We start from the raw sequence: 19,037 nt of genomic DNA on the forward strand, positions 1-19,037 counted from the left end.
GGGCCGGCGCGCTCCGCGAAATGGCAAGATTGCCAACCTTCGATAGGATCGTGCCATGAGTCGAGTGGAGCGTGTGGAGCGCGTGGTCGTCCTGGCACTGGACGGCGTCTACCCCTTCGAGCTGGGCATCCCCAGCCGGATCTTCGGCGCCGCGGACGGCCGGTACGAGGTGCTGACCTGCACCGTCGACGGTCGCCCGGTGCGCTGCAACGCGGACTTCTCGGTCACCGTCGAGCACGGCCCCGAGGTGTTGGGCACGGCGGACACGGTGGTGATCCCCGCCATCGACCCGGCCGCCGTGACCGCGGAGCTCTCCGCCGAGGTCACCGCGGCGCTCGCGCTCATCCGCCCGGGCACCCGCATCGTCTCCATCTGCACGGGCGCTTTCGTGCTGGCGGCGGCCGGTCTCCTGGAGGGGCGACGGGCGACCACGCACTGGCAGGTGGCCGACGCGTTCCGGCGCCTGTTCCCGGGGGTGCTCCTGGACGCGGACGTGCTCTTCGTGGACGACGGCACGATCCTCACCTCCGCCGGTGCCGCCTCCGGCGTCGACGTCTGTCTGCACATCCTGCGCAATGACCACGGCAGTGAGCTCGCCAACAAGGTGGCCCGGCGCTGTGTGGTGCCGCCCTGGCGCGACGGCGGTCAGGCCCAGTACATCGAGCAACCCGTGCCGGACGCGGCGGCGACCAGCACGGCGGCGACCCGTGGGTGGGCCCTCGCCCGACTGGGTGACCCGCTGACCCTGGCCGATCTCGCCGGACACGCCCGCATGAGCCTGCGCACCTTCGCCCGCCGCTTCAACGACGAGGTGGGCATGAGCCCCGGTCGCTGGCTCATCCAGCAGCGCGTCGTCAGGGCCCGCCATCTGCTGGAGTCCAGCGACCTCTCGGTGGACCAGATCGCCGGCGAGGTCGGTTTCGCGACGGGCACCTCGCTCCGTCAGCACCTGCACGCGGCGATCGGTGTCTCGCCGGGGGCCTACCGGCGCACGTTCCAGGCGGCTCGCTGAGCGACGGACGGTCGCCGTTCCTCGTACGATCGCTCACCCTCCCTCGTACGATCGCTCACCCTTCCTCGCGCGAGCCCTCACCGCCCCCGTGCGAACGATCACGGTCCCTCGTGCGTCGGAGGAGGGACGGCGAGCGTTCGTCGAACAGGGGGCGGGGATGCGCAGAGGGATCATGGCGGCGGTGGCACTGGTGGGGCTGGCGGCGGTGGGGTGCGACGACGACGGGGTGCGCGAGGACCTCGTCGTCACCGGTACGCCCCCGGCAACGCCGTACGCCGGGCGGCTGGACCTGCCGTTCAAGGAGAGCGCCGACGGTAGTGCGCACGAGGCCGAGGCGGCTTCGGGCGCGGCGGGCCGGGCACTGGAGTGCGACGGCGAGATCTTCGAGGGGAGCGGGGGCGGCGCGTGGAGCAAGGGTGACGGCGGCACGACACCCGAAGAGGGACTGAGCGCGTACTTCGACATGGAACAGCCCCAAGTCCCCGACCATGGCTACCGGATGGAGCGCAGGCAAGGCGACCGAGTCCTCTTCTCGTACGACGTCGACGGCAGGACCAAGGTCGCCGTGGTGGTCGCCAAGGACCAGCCGCAGCGCCCCGGTTGGGGCCCGGAGACCAGTGCCTCCTGTGATCCGGCCGAACTCCCGGCGAGCTTCACCGACTCGACGGAATTCGAGATCTGGACCGATCGCGCGGGTCGCCGGGTGCCCACCACCGTGCTGAGCAGCTCCGTGGGCGCGGAGCAGTGCGGCTGGCAGAGCGCGCATTTCCTTTCGGCGGGCGACGGCAAGGACGGCAAGGCCGGCCGGATGTACGCACGTGATCCGCGCGGAGTACTGGGGAGCGGACTGCTCACCGCCGCGTACGAGGGGGACGTCCGCATGCCCGCCGGCGCGCACGACACCGGATATCGCCGCGGCGACTGGCAACTCTGGCTGACGCCCGACAGGATGACGGCCTACGTCCGCACGCCCGACGGGGTGGAGGCGTGGCCCGCGACGAAGGACACGGTGGGCTGCCAGTGAAGTGAACCGTGGGAGCGGGGTCAGCGGCTCATGTGCAGCGCGACCAGCAACTGCCAGACCTGGTCGGCGACTTCCTCCGGGGTGCCCTCAAGGAGTCCGTGCAGCCAGTCGGCGAGCACCCCCGCGAACGTGGCGGCGACCGCGGAGGCCACCAGCGGGGCGTCCGCGGCGCCCGCGAGGGTGCGCTCGGCCAGGCTGCGGGCGCGCAGGTCGCGATGGAGGACGTGCCCGAGCGGGCCGCCCCCGCCCGGGCTGAGCAGCGCGCGGTAGAGACCGGCGTGCGGGGCGAGGTCGGCGAAGAACGCGAGCAGGGCGGGCGGCGCGGACACCGGGTCGGGTCGCCCGCGCCACGCGTGCAGCGCCTCCACGGCCTCCCGTACGACATCGGCGCAGGCGTCGACGGCCAGCGCCTCCAGGTCGGCGTAGTGCACATAGAAGGTGGCCCGGCCGACCCCGGCCCGCCGCACCAGCGCGGCGACGCCGACCTCCTCCAGCGGGTGCTCGGCGCACTCCGCCAGGAGCGCCCGGCGCAGCTTCTCGCGGGTGCGGGCGGCCCGCGGGTCCTCGGGCGTCACTGCGCGAGCAAGACGGCGGCGAGGGCGAGCGCGCCGGGCAGGGCCTGCGCGAAGAGGATGCGGCGGTTGGCGGTGAGCGCCCCGTACACCCCGGCGACCACGACGCACACCAGGAAGAAGACCTGGACGCGGAACCCGGTCGGATCGGCGGCGATCAGCCCCCACACCAGGCCCGCCGCGAGAAACCCGTTGTAGAGCCCCTGGTTGGCGGCCATCGGCGCGGTCGCCCGGGCCATCTCCGGGTCGAAGCCGTGCAGGCCGCGCCCCGGCTTCTTCTCCCACAGGAACATTTCCATCACGAGTATGTACGCGTGCAGTGCGGCCACCAGGCCCACCAGCACGTTCGCGACCGTCTCCATCGTCAGCAAGCTCCCTCGTACACGGCTGTCCACGGTGTTCCTGGACAGATGTCTCCTGGACAGGTGTCCACTATAGCTGGACGGCTGTCCAGGAAGTCACGGGGCGCTTCAGGTTGCCCCGTGCGCCCCCTGGGGTAGCGATGCTGCGTTTTCCGTTGCCGTAGGGGGAGTCGACGTGTCGGGCAGCCTCGCGCCGGGTGGTTGGAGCGGGAATGAGCGGGGCATGTGGGCCGCGTTCCGCAGGGGGGAGTGGTACGCGGACGGGGGCGAGGTCCGGGCGTCGGTGGTGCGCCGGCTGCTGCTCGCGCCGCCGCCCGCCGAACCGGGCCACCTGCCGAGGCTCAGGCTCAGGGACGTACGGATCACCGGGCGACTCGACCTGGCCGAGGCGTTCGTCGCGGGGACGCTACGGCTGCGCTCCTGCCGTTTCGAGCAGGTCCCCTGCCTCGACGGCGCCTCCTTGGGGGCGCTGGAGCTCCGCGACTGCGAGCTGCCCGGGCTCTCCGCGGTCGGCGTCACGATCGGCCGGCAGTGCGAACTCACCCGGTGCCGGGTGGCGGGCCCCATCGATCTCTACGGCGCCTCGATCGGCGGCACCCTGCACCTGGAGGACAGCCGGCTCACCGGGCACGGCGAGCGCCGCGGCGAAGGCGCGCTGCAACTGCTGTGCGCCACCGTCGGAGGGGACATCCAGGCGGGCTCGGGCCTGCGCGTCGACGGCTGCACCGACCTGCGGGACACCTCCGTACGAGGCAGTGTCGTGCTCAAGCGCGCCGAGCTGCGCAACCCGTCCGGGATGGCGCTGAAGGCCAACCGCCTGCACATAGGGGGCGACCTGAACTGCCGCGGCGGCCTCGTCGCCGAGGGCACGGTCGATCTGTGCGACGCCCGGGTGGGTGGCGGCGCGCTGTTCGAGGACGCCTCGCTGACCGCGGAGCACGGGCCCGCGCTGCGCGCCCACGGCATAGACGTCGGCGCCGAGTTCAACCTCTGCGACGGCTTCACCGCGCGCGGCCGGCTCTCGATGAGCAGCGTCACCGTACGCAGCCGGTTCTGCTTCAAGGACGGACTCATCGACGCCCCCGTCGGACAGCCCGCCCTCCTCAGCCGCCGCTCCACCGCCTCCGAACTCGACATGCGCTTTCGCGCACCCGTACGCGGCACGGTCGACCTCAGCCACACCCGCGTCACCGTCCTGAGCGGCACCCCCGAGAGCTGGCCCACGGCGCTGCGCATGGAGGGCGTGGTCTACGACAGCCTGCTGCCCCAACTCCCCGCCGCGCAACGGCTTCCCCTGCTCACCCGCGACCCCGAGGGCTTCACCCCACAGCCCTACGAGCAGTTGGCCGCCGCCTACCGCCAGCACGGGCACGACGGCGACGCCCGTACGGTCCTGCTCGCCAAGCAGCGGCGGCTGCGCACCACCCTGCCGTGGCCGGGGCGGGTGTGGAGCGGCCTCCAGGACATCACCGTCGGCTACGGCTATCTGCCGATGCGCGCCGTCTGGTGGCTGTGCGCGATCGTGCTGAGCGGGATCCTGCTGTTCACCCGCTGGCCCCCGCAGCCCGTCGACCCGGGCAAGCCGCCCCGCTTCCAGGCCGCCATCTACACCTTCGACCTGGTACTGCCGCTCGTCGACTTCGGGCAGGAACAGGCGTTCAGCCCACGCGGCGGCCTCCAGTGGGCGGCCGCGGTCCTGGTCTGCCTCGGCTGGCTGCTCGCGACGACGGCCGCCGCGGGCGCCAACCGCACACTCCGCAGGGCGTGACCGTCACCGGGCCCCGGCGGCCCGCCGCAGCGTCAGCGCCCGCAGCGCGAGCTGCATCTCGAACTGGGCCGTCGGATCGTGGAGCCGCTCGCCGAACAACTCGTCCAGCTGCCGCATCCGATAGCGGACCGTCTGCGGGTGCACGGCGAGCCGCGCCGCCACCTCACTCGCGTTGTGGCCGCTCTGCAGCCAGGTCAACAGCGTCTCGGCGAGCCGCTCCCGCTGCGGCGAGCGCATCCGGTCCAGCGGGCTCAGCCGGCGTTCGGCCATCGCGTCCACCAACGCCTCGTCCCGGAAGAGCAGGAGCGTGGCCAGGTGCTCCTGGCAGCGCACCATCTCCGTGTCGGGCAGGATGCCCCGCCGCACCAGCTCCAGCGCCTCGGCCGCCCAGCGCAGTGACCGGGCGCCCTCGTGCAGCGCCACGGTGGGCCCCATCGCCGTACGTAACCCGTGCAGCGCCCCACGGACCGCCCGCGACCGCCCCGGCCCCTCCGGATCGGGCACGACGAGGACGGCCGGCTGGACGTCGAACCGGGCGAGGAACTCCGGCGGCACGATGGGCCGGGCCGCCGCCGTGGGCCGCGGGCCACGGTCGATCGCGACCACCGCCAGCGCGCTGGGCACCGGCCACCCCGCGGTGTGCGCGAGTTCGCTGATCGCCTCGGCCGACGCCGGCGGATCGGCGGTGAGCAGATCGAGGAGACGGGCCCGCCGCTGCTGCAACTCGCCCGCCCGGTGCAGCCGTGCCTCCGTGTAGCCCGCGGTCGTCGCGGCCGCCATCTCGTCCAGATGCAGGAACAGCGCCTCGCCGAAGGCGGCCAGCACATGGCGCGGCAGCAGTTCGGCGTCGACCAGCGCGTTGATCCGACGCCACGTCACCCGCGCGCCGAGCCGCAGCGCGGACTGGAACGAGTCGAGACTGCGCCCCTCGTCCGCCTCGCCCCGCCCGATGCGCCGATAGGTCTCCTTCACCGGCTCCCCGTCGGTGTCCGGCTGCGCCATCCGCTCCAGGAACCCCTGCAGGGCGTGCTCGACACCCCGCTGGACGACCTGCATGTACGTGTCGTCCGTCGGGCGCGCGTACTCGGGGATCTCGGTCTTGATCGCCCGTACGACCTCTTCCCTGATGTCGGTGAAGAACGGCCGGAGATGGTGGTGCAGGCCCGAAGGGATCGCCTTGAAGGGGCCGTTGGGCTCGTCGCCCGTCTCCTGGGCGGCCCCCGCGTCCGTCGCGTCCGCCACGGAGTGTGTCGCCTCGACGGCTCCGCGGTCCGCGTCCTCGCTCTTCGAGGTGTGGAATCCGGTCATCGCTGCGGCTCCCTTCTGCGGGCGCGGTCGGGGGCTGGGAGACGATACCGGCAAGTAACGAGCCGCGCCCCGTCAACGGCGGACAGACGTGGGTGTGTGGATTGTCACTCGGCGACAACGGGGACCCGACGGCACGGACGGTCGGCGGCCCGGAGCCCCCGTGACTCGGCCCCGGACGCCGAGTCGAGGCCCGGTCTTTTGTCAGCCGACTGACAGAAGCCGGGTGACGAACTGTCAACACCTCGTCTAACCCGACCGGCACCCCTCGGCGGACGCTGGGCCCGTCCCCCCTGCCTGCCCACCCCGCCGGGCAACAGCCCCACGGCCCCCTCGAGTTGGAGCCACCCCATGACCCCCGCCCGGCCGCCCGCCGACGCACCACTGACGGACCACCTGCGGCACTGGGCCCGCCACCGCCCGCAGCAACGCGCCTTCAGTCACGTCGACTTCCCCGACACGGCGTCCCCGGGACAGCACCGCACCCTCGGCTGGCGGGCCCTGGACGCCCGCGCCCGCGCCGTCGCCGACCGGCTCGTGACACTCGCCGCCCCCGGCGACCGGGCCGCACTGCTCATGCCCCAAGGACTCGACTACGTGGCGGCCTTCCTCGGCTGCCTCTACGCACGCGTGATCGCCGTACCGCTCTTCAGCCCCCGGCTCCCCGGTCACGCGGGCGCACTGGCGGCCGTCCTCACCGACTGCGAACCCGGCTGCGTGCTCACCGACTCGGCCACCGTCACCGCGGTCGACGCCTTCGTCCTGGACCACGCGCTGCCCGTCGTACCGGTCGTCCCCGTCGACCGGCTCCCCCTCCAGCGCTTCGCCTTCGACGAGGTCGAGTCCGCGCCGGTCCCCGACGACATCGCCTATCTCCAGTACACCTCGGGCTCCACCCGGGACCCCGCGGGCGTGATGATCAGCCACGCCAACGTCGTCGCCAACGCCCGCCAGGCCATCGACGCGTTCGCGGGCGACCTCGACGATCCCGGCGCCACCACGACCGTCGGCTGGCTGCCCCTCTTCCACGACATGGGCCTGGTCCTCAGCGTGGCCGCGCCCGTCCTCGGCGGCTTCCCCTCCGTCCTGATGGACCCGGCGGCCTTCCTGGAGAACCCCGCACGCTGGCTGCGCCTGCTGAGCGCGTACGACGGCACGATCAGCGCCGCCCCCAACTTCGCGTACGACTACTGCGTGGCCCGCACCGACCCCACCGTGGCCGACGAGCTGCGCCTCGACCGCGTCCGCGCCCTGATCAACGGCGGCGAGCCGGTGCGGCCTGGCACCATCGACCGCTTCCGTGCCGCCTTCGCACCCGCGGGCCTCGACCCGGCGGCGCACTGTCCCGCGTACGGACTGGCCGAGGCCACCGTCTTCGTGACGACGGACGCGCCCGCGGCGGAGCCCACGACGGTGGCGTGCGACGCGGGCGCGCTCGCCGAGGGGCGGATCGAGAGCGCACAGGACCTGACGGGCGCGGCGGCCGTGCTCGTGTCCTGCGGCGCGCCCGTCGGCCAGGAGGTGCGGATCGTCGACGCCGAGGGCGCCGCGCTGCCGCAGGGGCGGATAGGCGAGATCGAGCTGCGCGGCCCCAACATCGGGCGCGGCTACTGGAAGCGCGCCGACCGGACCTTGCGCGACCCCGGGGGTTGGCTGCGCACGGGCGACTACGGCGCTCTGCTCGACGGACGGCTGCTGGTCACCGGTCGCCTCAAGGACGTGGTCATCGTGGACGGACGCAACCACTACCCCCAGGACATCGAGGAGACCGTCCAGAGCGCGATGGACCTCGTCCGCAGGGACCGGCTGGCCGCCTTCGGCGTGACCCGCGCCGACGACACGGGCGAGGAACTCGTCGTGGTCGCCGAGCACCGCCACGAGATCGACCCCACCGAGGAAGAGACCCGCGCGAGGGAACGCGACGTACGCGCCGCAATCCTCGCCCGCCACGGACTGCGGCTCGCCGCACTGCTGCTCGTCCCGCCCGGCTCCGTGCCCCGCACCAGCAGCGGCAAGGTGGCCCGCGCGGCCTGCCGGGCCCGCTTCCTCGACGGCGGGTTCGATCCCTGGTGAGCCCCACGCGTACGGCGTACGGCCCGGAGGCCGGACCGCACTCGTACTGCCGCATGGGGCGTCAGGCTCCCGACGCCGCGTGGACGCGCTCACCCCCCACATAGGTCAGGGCGACCTTCGCGGACGCGATCTCCTCCGGCGGGCCGGCGTACGGGTCACGGTCCAGCACCACGAGATCGGCCAGCGCCCCGGCCCGTACGCTCCCGGTGTCGTCGAGGTGGTTGGTGTACGCCGAGCCCGCCGTGTACGCCATGAGGGCGGCCGTCAGGTCGATGCGCTCGGCCGGCAGGAGCACCGGCCCGGTCCCGTCCGGGGCCACCCGGTTGACCGCGACGTGGATGCCCTGAAGCGGGTCGGCGCTGCTGACCGGCCAGTCGCTGCCCGCGGCGAGCCTCGCCCCGGACCGCAGCAGCGCCCCGAACGGGTACTGCCAGGAGGCGCGTTCCGGCCCGAGGAAGGGCAGGGTCAGCTCGTCCATCTGCGGTTCGTGCGCCGCCCACAGGGGCTGGATGTTGGCCGTGGCACCGAGACGCGCGAAGCGGGGTACGTCATCGGGGTGCACCACCTGGAGATGGGCGAGGTGCGGACGCGTGTCGCTTCGCCCGTTGGCCCTCCGCGCCGCCTCCACGGCGTCCAGGGCGTCGCGTACGGCCCGGTCGCCCAGCGCGTGGAAGTGACACTGGAAGCCGAGCGCGTCCAACTCGGTGACATAGGACGGAAGTCGAGCCGGATCGATGAAGCTCTTCCCTCGATTCGCGGTGGCGCAGCCGCACCGGTCCAGATAGGGGTCGAGCAGCGCGGCCGTGCCGTTCTCGGCGACCCCGTCCAGCATCAGCTTGACGCTGCCCGCGCGGAACCGGCCCTGGCTCAACGCGGCCCGACGTTCGACGAGTTCGGGTATCTGCTCGGCCCCACGCTCCCGGTCCCACCACAGCGCGCCGACGACGCGTGCGGTCAGCGAACCGTCGCGGGCGGCCGTCAGATAGGCGTCCGACGGGTCCTCCATCCCCACGAACGCGCCGACCAGCGCGTCCTGCCAGGCGGTGATGCCGAGCGCGTGCAGCTCCCGCTGGGCACGCAGCAGCGCGGCGAGCCGGTCCGCGGCGGTGGCCCGGGGAGTGTGCCGGCCGACGTAGTGCATGGCCCCTTCCTGGAGCATCCCGTTCGGCTCGCCCGAGGCGTCCCGCTCGAAGCGCCCGTCGGCCGGGTCGGGCGTGTCCCGGGTGACGCCCGCGAGCTCGAGGGCGCGGCTGTTGACCCAGGCGCCGTGGTGATCCCGGTTCGGCAGATACACCGGCCGGTCCGGTACGACCGCGTCCAGCAGCTCCTTGGTCGGCGTACCGCCCGCGAAGGCCTCCATGGACCAGCCGCCGCCCGTGATCCACTCCCGTTCCGGGTGCGCGTCGGCGTAGGCCCGTACGGCGGCGAGGGTCTCCTCGGCGGTCTTCGCCCCCGTGAGGTCGCACTGGCTGAGCTCCAGCCCCGCAGGGACCGGGTGGACATGGGCGTCCTGGAAGCCCGGCAGGAGCAGCCGTCCCGCCAGGTCGACCACCTCCGTCTTCGGGCCGACCAGGTCGTGGACCTCGGAGTTCCCGACGGCGGTGATCCGGTCGCCGGTGACGGCGACGGCTGTCGCGCCGCGGCCTTCGGGGCGCCTGGGACCCCCGGGACCCTCGTGGTTCCCGGGGGTGAGGACCGGGCCGCCGGTGAAGAGGAGATCGGCGTGCATGTGCATCTTTCCTTAGTTGGATGTGGCCAGCAGTTGGGGTGCGTCGGCGTCGGTGCCGTGTCCCGTACGGAAGTAGGGGGACTTACGGACCCACTTCGCCCACGCGGCGGCCAGGAAACCGGAGGCGATCATCAGGGCGGGGGTGAGCAGCAGGAACCAGCCGTTGTCCGCGCTGACTTCGAAGTGGTCGGTGGAGGTGTAGAAGGACCAGGCGAGATAGCCGCCGAGCGCGAGCAGGGCCGCCGCGCTCAAGGAGGGCAGGACCACGGCCCGTATCCCCTGCCGCCAGTCCTCCCGCAACAGGCCCCGGAAGCGGGCGGAGGCCGCGAGGGCGGTGAGCGCGTAGGACAGCGCGACGACGATCCCGACCGCGTTCACCGTCGCCATGATCATGTCGGCGAGACGCGGAATCACCAGGGCGAGGGCGGCGACCACCGTCGCCAGCGCGCCGATCAGCAGCGTTCCGATCGCCGGAGTCCCGTACCGCACGCTGACCTTGGACCACACCGGTCCGAGCGTACGGTCCCGGCTCATCGCGAACATCCCGCGAGCCGTCGGGATCACCCCGGCCTGCAGCGAGGCGACGGCCGAGAACATCAGGGCCACCAGCGGCAACGCGGCCAGCGGCTGGGAGGCGAGCCGGTCACCGAAGAACGCCAGCCCCTGCGCGCCGTGCCCGGCCAACTCCTGCTCGGACAGCACGCGTTGGAAGGCGATCGAGCCGAGGAGGAACAGCCCCAGCATGGTGACCAGCGTGATGAGCCCGGCCCGTGAGGCGTCACGCGGGTCGCGCACCTCCTCGTTCACGGTGAACGCCGCCTCGAAGCCCCAGTAGCAGAACACCGACAGCAGCAGCCCCTGCGCCAGCGCCGACGCCGACGGAATCGCGAACGGGTCGAACCAGCTCAGCCGGAACGGGTGCGGACCGGTGACGATGCCGTAGCCGCAGAAGCCCAGCAGCACGACGTACTCGAAGACGAGCAGCCCGCTCTGCAGCCGGGCCGCGGTCCTGACCCCGGTGACCGCGGTGAGGGTGACGGCGACGAGGACCACGATGCCCACCGCGGTCGTCTGGGCGGTGGAACCCGGGTCCAGCGCCAGCCCCGCCACCGTGTGCAGCCCGGCCTCACCGGCCAGTTGGAGCATCGCCGAGCCGGTCACGGCCGTGGTGTACGCGAGGAACGCCACCGTGGCCACGATGTTCACCCAGCCGACGAGGAAGCCGAGCCAGGGGGTGAGCGAACGGCCCACCCACACATAGCCGTTGCCCGCGTTCGGCTCGACCCGGTTCAGCCGGCTGTAGGCGCCCGCGATCCCGAGGATCGGCAGGAACGCCAGCAGCATGATGGCGGGCAGATGCAGCCCGACCACGCCGGCCGTCACGCCCAGCCCGATGCCGATGCTGGTGGTCGCCGCCGTGCTGGAGGCGGCGATGGCGACGCCGTCCACGACGCCGAGCGATTTGCGCAGGGACGGGGGGTCCTCACCGTAGGGCTGCTGCGTCATGGCCTGCTCCGATCGCACCCAGGGGGCCTGATTCCGGCCCGATGACCGGAAATGAAACTGCCCGAGGCCTTAACAGGTCAACGCTGTTGACATAAGGTGCCCGCACCGGAGGGAGAGTCCATGACGTCCATGAACGACCGCGTCGTTCCGCCCGCCGCCCGGCGGCGCAGGCGCCCCACCAAGACCGGAGTCGTGCTCTCCGAGGACCTGATCGTCGAGACCGCGCTGCGGCTGCTCAAGGAGCACGGCGCCGACGCCCTCACCGTCCGCCGCCTCGGCCTCGCCCTCGGCGCCGACCCGACCGCCCTGTACCGATACTTCCGTGACACCGACGACCTGCTCCTCGCCATCGCCGACGAACTCATCGGCCGCACGCTGCGCACCTGGCGCCCCGCCGGGTACTGGCGCGCCGACCTGCGGGATCTCGGTCTGCGGATGCACGCCGGGGCGCTGTCGCATCCGCAGGCCGCGGTGCTCAGCTCCTACCGCGTCACCGGCCGCGTCCACGAGATCGAGGCCGTCGAGACCATCCTCGGCGTGCTGCGCCGAGCCGGTTTCCCGGACCCGGACGCGGTGCGGATCTACCACGCCTTCGTCGACCAGTCCCTGGCCTTCGCCGCCCTCGACGCGGCGAGCCTGGCGCTTCCGCGCGCCGCCCGCGACGCGGAGGCGGGCGTGTGGCGGGCGACGTACGCCCGGCTGCCCGCCGACACCCACCCGCACATCGCGGCGACCGCCCGCCATCTCCTGCTGGACATGCGCCACAGCGCCTATCCGGTGGCGCTGGACATGCTGCTGACCGCGGCGGCGGCCCGCCTCGAAGAGGTCAGCGAGCGCGCCGGTCACGCCGGTCCTTCCCCTGCCCGAGCAGAAGACCAGGAGTCCGCCCGCCCATGAACCCGCCCGCCCGCTCCCCGAAGCAACGCAAGCACGACACCCTCCACCGGCTGGAGAACGACGTCGACTGCTGGGTGTCCACGGCCGACGGCGCCGGGGAAACGCCGTACCTGATCCCGCTGTCCTTCCTCTGGGACGGCACGACCCTGCTGCTCGCCACCCCCGCCGCCAGTCCGACCGGCCGCAACCTGCGCGCGACCGGCAAGGTGCGCCTGGGCATCGGCCCGACCCGCGACGTGGTGCTCGTCGAGGGAACCGCCGAGGCGCTGGAACCCGCCGCGCTTGCGGACGGAGCCGGCGACGCCTTCGCCGAGAAGACCGGCTTCGACCCGCGCGGACTCACCACGGCGTACCTCTACTTCCGTGTCACCCCGCGGCGCGTGCAGGCCTGGCGCGAGGCCGACGAACTCACCGGGCGCGACCTCATGCGCGACGGGGAGTGGCTCGCGGCGGACTGAATCCGTCCTACGGGGTAACCGGGAACACGGCGGGCGGCCGCCGCCCGCGCCCGGAACCCGTACGGAGGACACATGGCACTGGTCACCGCAGGCGTCGTGGTGCTGGACTGCGCCGAGCCCGAGAAGCTCGCCGCCTTCTACAGCGAGCTGATCGAGGCCGAGGAGACGGACGCGACCGCGAACCGGGTGGAGATCAGGGGCGTCGACGGCATCCGGATGGCGTTCCGCCTCGACGTGACGGCGACGCCGCCCAGCTGGCCGCGTCCCGAGAACTCCCTCCAGGTACACCTGGACTTCCAGGTGGCCGACCTGGACGAGGCGGAACGCCGGATCGTCGGCCTCGGCGGGCGCCCGATCGAGACCAAGGACCCGTCCGGTCCGTTCGAGGAACGCGGTTACGCCGACCCGTCAGGACACTCCTTCACCCTGCGCCTCGTGCCGTCGACCACACCCAAACAGGGCTGACCGCCCGACCCGCGCCAGGCCGCTCCCGCGCGGGTCGCCGGTCCTCAGTCCCGTCCGCCCTTGTCCGAGGACGGCCAGACCCCCGTCGAGCGTTCGACGGCCTTCGCGCCCGTACGGTCCGCGGCGCTGCGCGCCACCGCGAACAAGGCGCCCTGAAGAGCCGCGGCGAGCAGCACCTCGCCCCAGCCGCGGTCCTTGTCCAGGGCGTCGGGCGCGTCCTCCTCGTGCCGAATCGCCTTCCAGGTCGCCCGGAAGGCGATCCCGGCCAGCGCGCCGCTCGCCCAGCCCAGCGCGAAGCCGAGGGGCTTGTAGGCGAGGGGGAGTTTGAGTTTCCTCGGCTTCTTGGACACCTTCTTGGACACCTGGTCCTCCTTCTTGGTCGAGGCCGACGGTGCCACCGAATCCGGGCGCGGGGTAGAGGGCGTGGGTGTACGCCGAAGTGTGAGGCGGGCACCCAGGGGAAACCGCGCAGGCAGGGCGGCGGCGCGGGCGGGATGCGCGACCCCGCCCTGCGTACGGTGGTTGCCGAGGACGGCACCGCCGTGATCGGTGTCCTGCTCGCGATCACCGGCATGGTGCTGCACATGGTCACCAGCCAGGTCGTGGGGGAGGCCTGTGCCTCCCTCGCCATCGGGGCGCTCCTCGTGGGCGTCGCCCACTGGCTCGGCCGGGACGCGCGCGACCAGCTCTCCATCGCCCACACCGTCGCGGAGGCCGACCAGATCTTCCTGGACGTCACCGACGCGGGTGCGGCACAGGCCACGGGGCGCGGGCACGTGGCAGCGGAAAGCCCCGCCGCGACGGGGGAGCGCGGCGGGGCCTGAGGCACGGGTGCCCGGGGCGCGACGGATCATGCGCACCCATTTCCCGGAATCCCAGTCCGGGTCGGTCGGACGGAATCTCTGCCCGGGCCGGTCGGACGGATCTTCTGTGAGGGTCGGTCAGTCCGTCGGCTCCAGCACGAAGACGGGGATCTGGCGGTCCGTCTTCTTCTGGTAGTCGGCGTACGGCGGGTACGCGGCGACCGCGCGCTCCCACCACTGGGCCTTCTCCTCACCCGTGACCTCACGCGCCGTCATGTCCTGGCGCTCGGCGCCGTCCTGGAGCTCCACGTGCGGATCGGACTGCACGTTGAAGTACCAGACCGGGTGCTTGGGGGCGCCGCCCTGCGAGGCGACCACCGCGTACCGTCCGTCGTGCTCGACCCGCATCAGCGGGGTCTTGCGGATCTTGCCGCTCTTGGCACCCAGGGTCGTGAGAATGATGACCGGCAGTCCCGTGTCCATGAGCGTGTTCCCCTTGGTGCCGCCGGAGCCCTCGTACAGCTCCACCTGGTCGCGCACCCACTGTGCCGGGCTGGGTTCGTACTCACCCTCGAGAGGCATGACTTCCGTCCCATCGTCGCTCGTGCTGATCCTGTCTCGGCTCGATTCAACACCAGCGCGGACGCGAATCATCCGCACCCGGCCCGCGGGAGCGCAAGCTCCACTCCTCATGGGGCGACGAGCATCCGTACCGCCAGCACCACGATCACGGCACTCGACGCGAGCGCCGTGACCAGCCGCCCCCGTCGTCCCGTCAGCGCCCGGCCGAGCAGCGCGCCACCGCCGGCGAGCAGGAGTTGCCAGCTCGCGGACGCGACGAACGCGGCGAGCACGAACACCCCCTGCTCCAGGGGGCGCACCGCCTCGGCCGTCCGGCTGCCGAGGACCAGGGCGGCGAAGTAGATCACGGTGGTGGGATTGAGGAGGGTGATCCCGAGCAGGGTCAGGTACGCCCGCGCCGGGCGCACCGGGTCCCGTACGGACCGGACCGCGAGCCGCTGTTCGCGGTACTGGCGCACCGCGCCGACCGCGCCCCGTACGGCCATGGCGAGCAGCACCAGACCGGAGGCCCAGCGCAACGGCACGAGCACTGGTTGCAGCGCGGCGGCGAGCGCGGCGCCCCCGAGGGCGGCGACCAGGGCGTACAGCCCGTCGGCGGTCGCGACGCCCAGCGCGGCGCACCCGCCGGTTCTCAGCGACGTACGCGCGGTGAGGGAGACGAGATAGGTCGCGACCGCTCCGACGGGGATGGCGATGCCATAGCCCGCGAGAAGCCCCGCGACGAGCGCGGCGGTCATGACCGGGGAAGCGAGGGCCTCCGCGGACCGCCGGGCTGCTGCTGGACCCGCACCGGACGAGCGGCGGCGGAGGTCGGCGGCAGGAGGGCTTCGATCGTGGGCATGGGCAGATCCTGGGGCTGTCGAGCCACCCGTGCAAGTGAATTACGCGAGGACGTCACCGAGCCACCGAAGACGGGTGTGTACCGTGGAGGTAGCGGTTGGATCGAGCCATGCACGCGCCGTACGTCCGGCGCCCGGGCCGCGACCGAGGCCCGTGGGAGCCCGGTGGCCGCCCCGACCGGCGACGGTGATCGGCCAGATGGTCCGTCCGGGGCATCTGGCCGAACTTTGCGTGGCTCCTATAGGTGCCTGGGGCATCTAATGAAGATCGGCAAGAGGGAACCATCGCTTGCGAGGTCACTCATGACAGAACCCGTTGCCTTCCCCCAGGACCGTACGTGTCCCTACCACCCGCCCACCGCCTACGACGCCCTGCGCGAGGCGCACCCCCTGTCGCGCGTCTCCCTGTTCGACGGGCGCAACGTGTGGGTCGTCACCGGGCACGGCACCGCCCGTGAACTGCTCACCGATCCCCGGCTATCCTCCGACCGCACCCGCCCCGCGTTCCCGATGCCCACGGAGCGGTTCGCCCAGTCCCGCAACCGGCGGGTCGCGCTGCTCGGGCTCGACGATCCCGCCCACCACACCCAGCGCCGCATGCTCGTGCCGAGCTTCACCCTGAAACGGACCGCGGCCCTGCGCCCGCGCATCCAGGAAACCGTCGACCGGCTGCTGGACGCCGTGGAGCGGCAGGGCCCGCCCGTCGAACTGGTCAGCGCCTTCGCGCTGCCGGTGCCCTCGATGGTGATCTGCGCGCTGCTCGGCGTCCCGTACGCCGACCACGACTTCTTCGAGGAGCAGTCCCGCAGGCTGCTGCGCGGCCCGGCCGCCGCGGACACCCAGGACGCGCGCGACCAGCTGGAGGCCTACTTCGGGGCACTGATCGACCGCAAGTGGAAGGACCCGGAGGACGGGCTCCTCGACGAACTCATCCACGAACAGCTGCGCGAGGGGAAGGTGGACCGCGAGGAGCTGATCAGCCTGGCGACGATCCTGCTGGTCGCCGGGCACGAGACGACCGCGAACATGATCTCGCTCGGTACGTTCACCCTGCTGCACCACCCCGAGCAGCTGGCGGAACTGCGCGCCGAGCCGACGCTCATGCCCGCCGCCGTGGAGGAACTGCTGCGCTTCCTGTCCATCGCCGACGGGCTGCTGCGGGTGGCCACCGAGGACATCGAGGTGGCAGGGGCGACGATCCGCGCCGACGAGGGGGTGGTCTTCTCGACCTCCGTCATCAACCGTGACGCGGGCACCTTCCCCGAGCCGGACGCCCTGGACTGGCACCGTTCGGCCCGTCATCACGTCGCGTTCGGCTTCGGCATCCACCAGTGCCTCGGCCAGAACCTCGCCCGCGCCGAGATGGAGATCGCCCTGCTGTCGCTCTTCGACCGGCTGTCCGGACTGCGTCTGGCCGTGCCGGCGGACGAGATTCCCTTCAAAGCGGGAGACACGATCCAGGGGATGCTGGAACTCCCCGTGACATGGTAAGAGGCTGGCGGCCATGAGTATCGAGATCGCCATCGACAAGGACGTCTGCATCGGCGCGGGGCAGTGCGCGCTGACCGCGCCGAACGTCTTCACCCAGGACGACGACGGCTTCAGTGCGCTGTTGCCCGGCCGTGAGGACGGCGGCGGCGACCCGCTGGTCCGGGAGGCCGCGCGGGCCTGCCCGGTGGGCGCCATCACCGTCTCCGAGAGCTGAGGACCACACGACGAGACCTGGGAACGACTCGACGAGCGCCGAGGACCACTCGGCGAACGCCGAGACCACACGACGGGGACGGCCGGCGCGCGCCGGCCGTCCCCGCCGGGCGTCGGCCCTATCGCCGCTGGGCCTCGACGAGTACCCGTGCCGCGCCGGCCGCCTGCCCGGCCGGCTCCGTGCTCCGTGTGATGCCCGCGGTGACCATGGCGCCCTCGGCCAGCAGGAACAGCTGGTCGGTGAGGGCGCCGGGAAGTCCCGCGGCGGCCACGAGGCCGCCCAGGTAGTCCTTGAACGCTCCCTTGTGGCCGCGGACCTGGGCGACCACGCGTGGTGAGGTCGCGCCGAGTTCGCCGTAGGAGTTGATCCAGGCGCACCCGCGGAAGTCGGGCTCGGCGAACCATTGCCCCAGCCATTCGAACACCGCCAGGATCCGCCGCGCGGGCTCCTCGTACCCGTCGACGTGTTCGGCCAGCCGCTGCCGCCAGCGCACGTCGCGCCGCTGGAGATACGCCTCGACCAGGAGCTCCTTCGCGGGGAACAGCTGGTAGAGCCGCTTGAGGGAGACCCCCGAGGCGCCGCGGATGTCGTCCATGCCGACGGTCTGGATGCCACGGGCGTAGAAGAGCTCCTCCGCGGCGTCCAACGCCTGTTCCCTGGCGGTGGCGAGGGCCTGTTCGCGGGCGGTTGTGCTGTCCATGCGGGGCTGCTCCTTGACGCGAGAACCAACGTTCTCTACGTTAGCAGTCGTGAGGGAGAACGCACGTTCTCGGCTCATGTGATGCGCGTGGACCAGATGCGCGTGTACCTGAAAGGACACCCCCATGAACGACCGCCCGCCCCTCCCCCCCTTCACCCGTGAGACCGCGGTCCAGAAGGTCCAGGCAGCCGAGGACGCCTGGAACACCCGTGATCCCCACAAGGTCGCCCTCGCCTACTCCGAGGACTCGGTCTGGCGCAACCGCGACACCTTCGTCACCGGCCGCGCCGAGATCGTCGAACTCCTTACCGCCAAGTGGGCGCGCGAACACGAGTACGCCCTGCGCAAGGACCTGTGGGCCTTCGACAGCGACCGCATCGCCGTCCGCTTCCAGTACGAGTCGCACGACGCCGACGGGCAGTGGTGGCGGTCGTACGGCAACGAGCTGTGGGAGTTCGACGAGCACGGGCTGATGACCCGGCGCGAGGCCAGCATCAATGACGTACGCATCGAGGAGCACGAGCGCCGCATCTTCGGCCCGCGCCCGGAAGCCGAACGCGGGGACACCTTCCCGGTCCACTAGGCACCCCGCGTGTCCACCGGCGATCCCACATGTTCACCTGGTTCTGGCGAGGGTGCCCGGCGTTCACGCCGGGGAGGAATCGCCTTCAGTGGCCGCGACACGGAGCGTCGTCGCATCGAGGCGACCCTGCGCGCCTGCAACAGGGCCGCCACGCATGCCTCCGCCGTCGCCTTCAACCGAGGCGTGAGGGACCGCAACGGTCCGCAGAAGGAGGTGTACGCGGACCTGAGGGCGGCCTTCGGGCTGTCCGCGCAGCCGGTGGTGCGGGCGGTGAAGAAGGTGGTCGACGCCTACGCCACCCTGCGGGCCACCCTGCGCGCCGGGAATCCGGGGCCCTCGACATCCCGGCGGTGCCGCAGGGCGCTCGGTACGCCGATCGTTCTCCGGCCGGAGGCGGCCCAGCCGTTCGACGACCGCTGCCTGTCATGGCAGCACGACGCGCGCACCGTCTCCCTCTGGACCGTGGACGGGCGGACGAAGGGGACCCGCTGCGCTGGGGCCGCCGATGCCGTCGCCGGGGTCAACGTGCGCGACCGCGCACGCTCGGTGTGGGTATGCGTCACCATGCCCGTCCCGCCACCGGTGTAGCCGGAAGGCGGGAGATGCGACCCGTGACCGTCCTGTCGTAGCGGACAGTCGGGAGCGCGGCGAGGT

General features: G+C 72.3%; 20 protein-coding genes and 1 pseudogene. 12 read left to right on the plus strand and 9 right to left on the minus strand.

Features of this window, described 5'->3' with window-relative positions:
- Positions 1-55: 55 nt before the first annotated feature.
- Both ACIRA5_RS44205 and ACIRA5_RS44210 read left to right on the plus strand, forming a co-directional pair.
- A complete protein-coding gene (locus ACIRA5_RS44205; RefSeq protein WP_403701464.1) occupies positions 56-1,012 on the plus strand; it encodes a GlxA family transcriptional regulator in 957 nt (318 codons plus the stop codon).
- Between the two features lie 157 nt (positions 1,013-1,169).
- Positions 1,170-2,036 (plus strand): hypothetical protein, encoded by an 867-nt coding sequence (locus ACIRA5_RS44210; RefSeq protein ID WP_403701467.1) that lies wholly within the window; start codon positions 1,170-1,172, stop codon positions 2,034-2,036.
- 20 nt (positions 2,037-2,056) lie between these two features.
- Here ACIRA5_RS44210 and ACIRA5_RS44215 read toward each other — a convergent pair whose 3' ends face one another.
- Together ACIRA5_RS44215 and ACIRA5_RS44220 are read right to left on the minus strand one after the other, a co-directional pair.
- Positions 2,057-2,611: a TetR/AcrR family transcriptional regulator gene (locus tag ACIRA5_RS44215; protein ID WP_067360187.1), complete on the minus strand. Its 555-nt coding sequence runs from the start codon at positions 2,609-2,611 to the stop codon at positions 2,057-2,059.
- Positions 2,608-2,970, minus strand: coding sequence for a DUF1304 domain-containing protein (locus ACIRA5_RS44220; RefSeq protein WP_403701470.1), 363 nt, complete (start codon positions 2,968-2,970; stop codon positions 2,608-2,610). The genes ACIRA5_RS44215 and ACIRA5_RS44220 overlap by 4 nt, the downstream gene beginning before the upstream one ends.
- Positions 2,971-3,193: 223 nt before the next feature.
- On the opposite strand from ACIRA5_RS44220, the gene ACIRA5_RS44225 reads away from it, so the two are divergent.
- Entirely contained in the window at positions 3,194-4,738 is a 1,545-nt protein-coding gene (locus tag ACIRA5_RS44225; protein WP_403701473.1) for an oxidoreductase, read from the plus strand.
- A 3-nt stretch (positions 4,739-4,741) separates the two neighbouring features.
- Here ACIRA5_RS44225 and ACIRA5_RS44230 read toward each other — a convergent pair whose 3' ends face one another.
- The gene (locus ACIRA5_RS44230; protein WP_403701476.1) at positions 4,742-6,046 is read right to left on the minus strand and encodes a PucR family transcriptional regulator; all 1,305 of its coding nucleotides are present in this window, start codon (positions 6,044-6,046) and stop codon (positions 4,742-4,744) included.
- Between the two features lie 348 nt (positions 6,047-6,394).
- Here ACIRA5_RS44230 and ACIRA5_RS44235 point away from each other — a divergent pair, with 348 nt between their 5' ends.
- Positions 6,395-8,116, plus strand: coding sequence for a fatty acyl-AMP ligase (locus tag ACIRA5_RS44235; RefSeq protein ID WP_403701478.1), 1,722 nt, complete (start codon positions 6,395-6,397; stop codon positions 8,114-8,116).
- 61 nt (positions 8,117-8,177) lie between these two features.
- Here ACIRA5_RS44235 and ACIRA5_RS44240 read toward each other — a convergent pair whose 3' ends face one another.
- Both ACIRA5_RS44240 and ACIRA5_RS44245 read right to left on the minus strand, forming a co-directional pair.
- The gene (locus tag ACIRA5_RS44240; protein WP_403701481.1) at positions 8,178-9,845 is read right to left on the minus strand and encodes an amidohydrolase; all 1,668 of its coding nucleotides are present in this window, start codon (positions 9,843-9,845) and stop codon (positions 8,178-8,180) included.
- Between the two features lie 12 nt (positions 9,846-9,857).
- Positions 9,858-11,351, minus strand: a complete 1,494-nt coding sequence (locus tag ACIRA5_RS44245) for an APC family permease (RefSeq protein ID WP_403701484.1) — start codon at positions 11,349-11,351, stop codon at positions 9,858-9,860.
- A gap of 129 nt (positions 11,352-11,480) precedes the next feature.
- On the opposite strand from ACIRA5_RS44245, the gene ACIRA5_RS44250 reads away from it, so the two are divergent.
- The 3 genes from ACIRA5_RS44250 to ACIRA5_RS44260 all read left to right on the plus strand — a co-directional run bounded on the left by ACIRA5_RS44250 (position 11,481) and on the right by ACIRA5_RS44260 (position 13,171).
- Complete coding sequence (locus tag ACIRA5_RS44250) at positions 11,481-12,248, plus strand: TetR/AcrR family transcriptional regulator (RefSeq protein WP_403701688.1); 768 nt, start codon at positions 11,481-11,483, stop codon at positions 12,246-12,248.
- Positions 12,245-12,706, plus strand: a complete 462-nt coding sequence (locus ACIRA5_RS44255) for a pyridoxamine 5'-phosphate oxidase family protein (protein WP_403701487.1) — start codon at positions 12,245-12,247, stop codon at positions 12,704-12,706. The genes ACIRA5_RS44250 and ACIRA5_RS44255 overlap by 4 nt, the downstream gene beginning before the upstream one ends.
- Before the next feature lie 72 nt (positions 12,707-12,778).
- Positions 12,779-13,171, plus strand: coding sequence for a VOC family protein (locus ACIRA5_RS44260; RefSeq protein ID WP_403701491.1), 393 nt, complete (start codon positions 12,779-12,781; stop codon positions 13,169-13,171).
- Between the two features lie 44 nt (positions 13,172-13,215).
- Here ACIRA5_RS44260 and ACIRA5_RS44265 read toward each other — a convergent pair whose 3' ends face one another.
- Entirely contained in the window at positions 13,216-13,533 is a 318-nt protein-coding gene (locus ACIRA5_RS44265; protein ID WP_079064799.1) for a DUF4235 domain-containing protein, read from the minus strand.
- 105 nt (positions 13,534-13,638) lie between these two features.
- Between ACIRA5_RS44265 and ACIRA5_RS44270 the strand changes: the two are divergent.
- A pseudogene (locus ACIRA5_RS44270) lies at positions 13,639-13,995 on the plus strand (hypothetical protein); the annotation flags it as partial.
- 117 nt (positions 13,996-14,112) lie between these two features.
- On the opposite strand, the gene ACIRA5_RS44275 reads toward ACIRA5_RS44270, so the two are convergent.
- Complete coding sequence (locus tag ACIRA5_RS44275) at positions 14,113-14,556, minus strand: nitroreductase family deazaflavin-dependent oxidoreductase (protein WP_403701494.1); 444 nt, start codon at positions 14,554-14,556, stop codon at positions 14,113-14,115.
- Between the two features lie 107 nt (positions 14,557-14,663).
- Positions 14,664-15,293, minus strand: a complete 630-nt coding sequence (locus tag ACIRA5_RS44280; protein ID WP_403701497.1) for a LysE family transporter — start codon at positions 15,291-15,293, stop codon at positions 14,664-14,666.
- 405 nt (positions 15,294-15,698) lie between these two features.
- Between ACIRA5_RS44280 and ACIRA5_RS44285 the strand changes: the two genes are divergently transcribed.
- Together ACIRA5_RS44285 and ACIRA5_RS44290 are read left to right on the plus strand one after the other, a co-directional pair.
- Positions 15,699-16,886 (plus strand): cytochrome P450, encoded by a 1,188-nt coding sequence (locus ACIRA5_RS44285; RefSeq protein WP_352045126.1) that lies wholly within the window; start codon positions 15,699-15,701, stop codon positions 16,884-16,886.
- Positions 16,887-16,905: 19 nt separating this feature from the next.
- The gene (locus ACIRA5_RS44290; RefSeq protein ID WP_054234301.1) at positions 16,906-17,100 is read left to right on the plus strand and encodes a ferredoxin; all 195 of its coding nucleotides are present in this window, start codon (positions 16,906-16,908) and stop codon (positions 17,098-17,100) included.
- Between the two features lie 118 nt (positions 17,101-17,218).
- Here ACIRA5_RS44290 and ACIRA5_RS44295 read toward each other — a convergent pair whose 3' ends face one another.
- Positions 17,219-17,800: a TetR/AcrR family transcriptional regulator gene (locus ACIRA5_RS44295; RefSeq protein ID WP_403701500.1), complete on the minus strand. Its 582-nt coding sequence runs from the start codon at positions 17,798-17,800 to the stop codon at positions 17,219-17,221.
- 124 nt (positions 17,801-17,924) lie between these two features.
- On the opposite strand from ACIRA5_RS44295, the gene ACIRA5_RS44300 reads away from it, so the two are divergent.
- Positions 17,925-18,383, plus strand: a complete 459-nt coding sequence (locus tag ACIRA5_RS44300) for a nuclear transport factor 2 family protein (protein ID WP_403701503.1) — start codon at positions 17,925-17,927, stop codon at positions 18,381-18,383.
- Positions 18,384-18,566: 183 nt separating this feature from the next.
- Complete coding sequence (locus tag ACIRA5_RS44305) at positions 18,567-18,971, plus strand: hypothetical protein (protein WP_403701506.1); 405 nt, start codon at positions 18,567-18,569, stop codon at positions 18,969-18,971.
- Positions 18,972-19,037 lie beyond the last annotated feature (66 nt).

The organism is Streptomyces sp. NPDC096311, assembly GCF_044763085.1.
In the GTDB taxonomy this organism is placed as follows: Bacteria; Actinomycetota; Actinomycetes; order Streptomycetales; family Streptomycetaceae; genus Streptomyces.

What these genes read in the sequence shown, in the direction of transcription:
- ACIRA5_RS44205 (WP_403701464.1), top strand. Translation starts at nt 56, where the DNA reads ATGAGTCGAGTGGAGCGTGTGGAGCGCGTGGTCGTCCTGGCACTGGAC.
- ACIRA5_RS44210 (WP_403701467.1), top strand. Translation starts at nt 1,170, where the DNA reads ATGCGCAGAGGGATCATGGCGGCGGTGGCACTGGTGGGGCTGGCGGCG.
- ACIRA5_RS44220 (WP_403701470.1), bottom strand. Translation starts at nt 2,970, where the DNA reads ATGGAGACGGTCGCGAACGTGCTGGTGGGCCTGGTGGCCGCACTGCAC.
- ACIRA5_RS44225 (WP_403701473.1), top strand. Translation starts at nt 3,194, where the DNA reads ATGTGGGCCGCGTTCCGCAGGGGGGAGTGGTACGCGGACGGGGGCGAG.
- ACIRA5_RS44230 (WP_403701476.1), bottom strand. Translation starts at nt 6,046, where the DNA reads ATGACCGGATTCCACACCTCGAAGAGCGAGGACGCGGACCGCGGAGCC.
- ACIRA5_RS44235 (WP_403701478.1), top strand. Translation starts at nt 6,395, where the DNA reads ATGACCCCCGCCCGGCCGCCCGCCGACGCACCACTGACGGACCACCTG.
- ACIRA5_RS44240 (WP_403701481.1), bottom strand. Translation starts at nt 9,845, where the DNA reads ATGCACGCCGATCTCCTCTTCACCGGCGGCCCGGTCCTCACCCCCGGG.
- ACIRA5_RS44245 (WP_403701484.1), bottom strand. Translation starts at nt 11,351, where the DNA reads ATGACGCAGCAGCCCTACGGTGAGGACCCCCCGTCCCTGCGCAAATCG.
- ACIRA5_RS44250 (WP_403701688.1), top strand. Translation starts at nt 11,481, where the DNA reads ATGAACGACCGCGTCGTTCCGCCCGCCGCCCGGCGGCGCAGGCGCCCC.
- ACIRA5_RS44255 (WP_403701487.1), top strand. Translation starts at nt 12,245, where the DNA reads ATGAACCCGCCCGCCCGCTCCCCGAAGCAACGCAAGCACGACACCCTC.
- ACIRA5_RS44260 (WP_403701491.1), top strand. Translation starts at nt 12,779, where the DNA reads ATGGCACTGGTCACCGCAGGCGTCGTGGTGCTGGACTGCGCCGAGCCC.
- ACIRA5_RS44275 (WP_403701494.1), bottom strand. Translation starts at nt 14,556, where the DNA reads ATGCCTCTCGAGGGTGAGTACGAACCCAGCCCGGCACAGTGGGTGCGC.
- ACIRA5_RS44280 (WP_403701497.1), bottom strand. Translation starts at nt 15,293, where the DNA reads ATGACCGCCGCGCTCGTCGCGGGGCTTCTCGCGGGCTATGGCATCGCC.
- ACIRA5_RS44285 (WP_352045126.1), top strand. Translation starts at nt 15,699, where the DNA reads ATGACAGAACCCGTTGCCTTCCCCCAGGACCGTACGTGTCCCTACCAC.
- ACIRA5_RS44295 (WP_403701500.1), bottom strand. Translation starts at nt 17,800, where the DNA reads ATGGACAGCACAACCGCCCGCGAACAGGCCCTCGCCACCGCCAGGGAA.
- ACIRA5_RS44300 (WP_403701503.1), top strand. Translation starts at nt 17,925, where the DNA reads ATGAACGACCGCCCGCCCCTCCCCCCCTTCACCCGTGAGACCGCGGTC.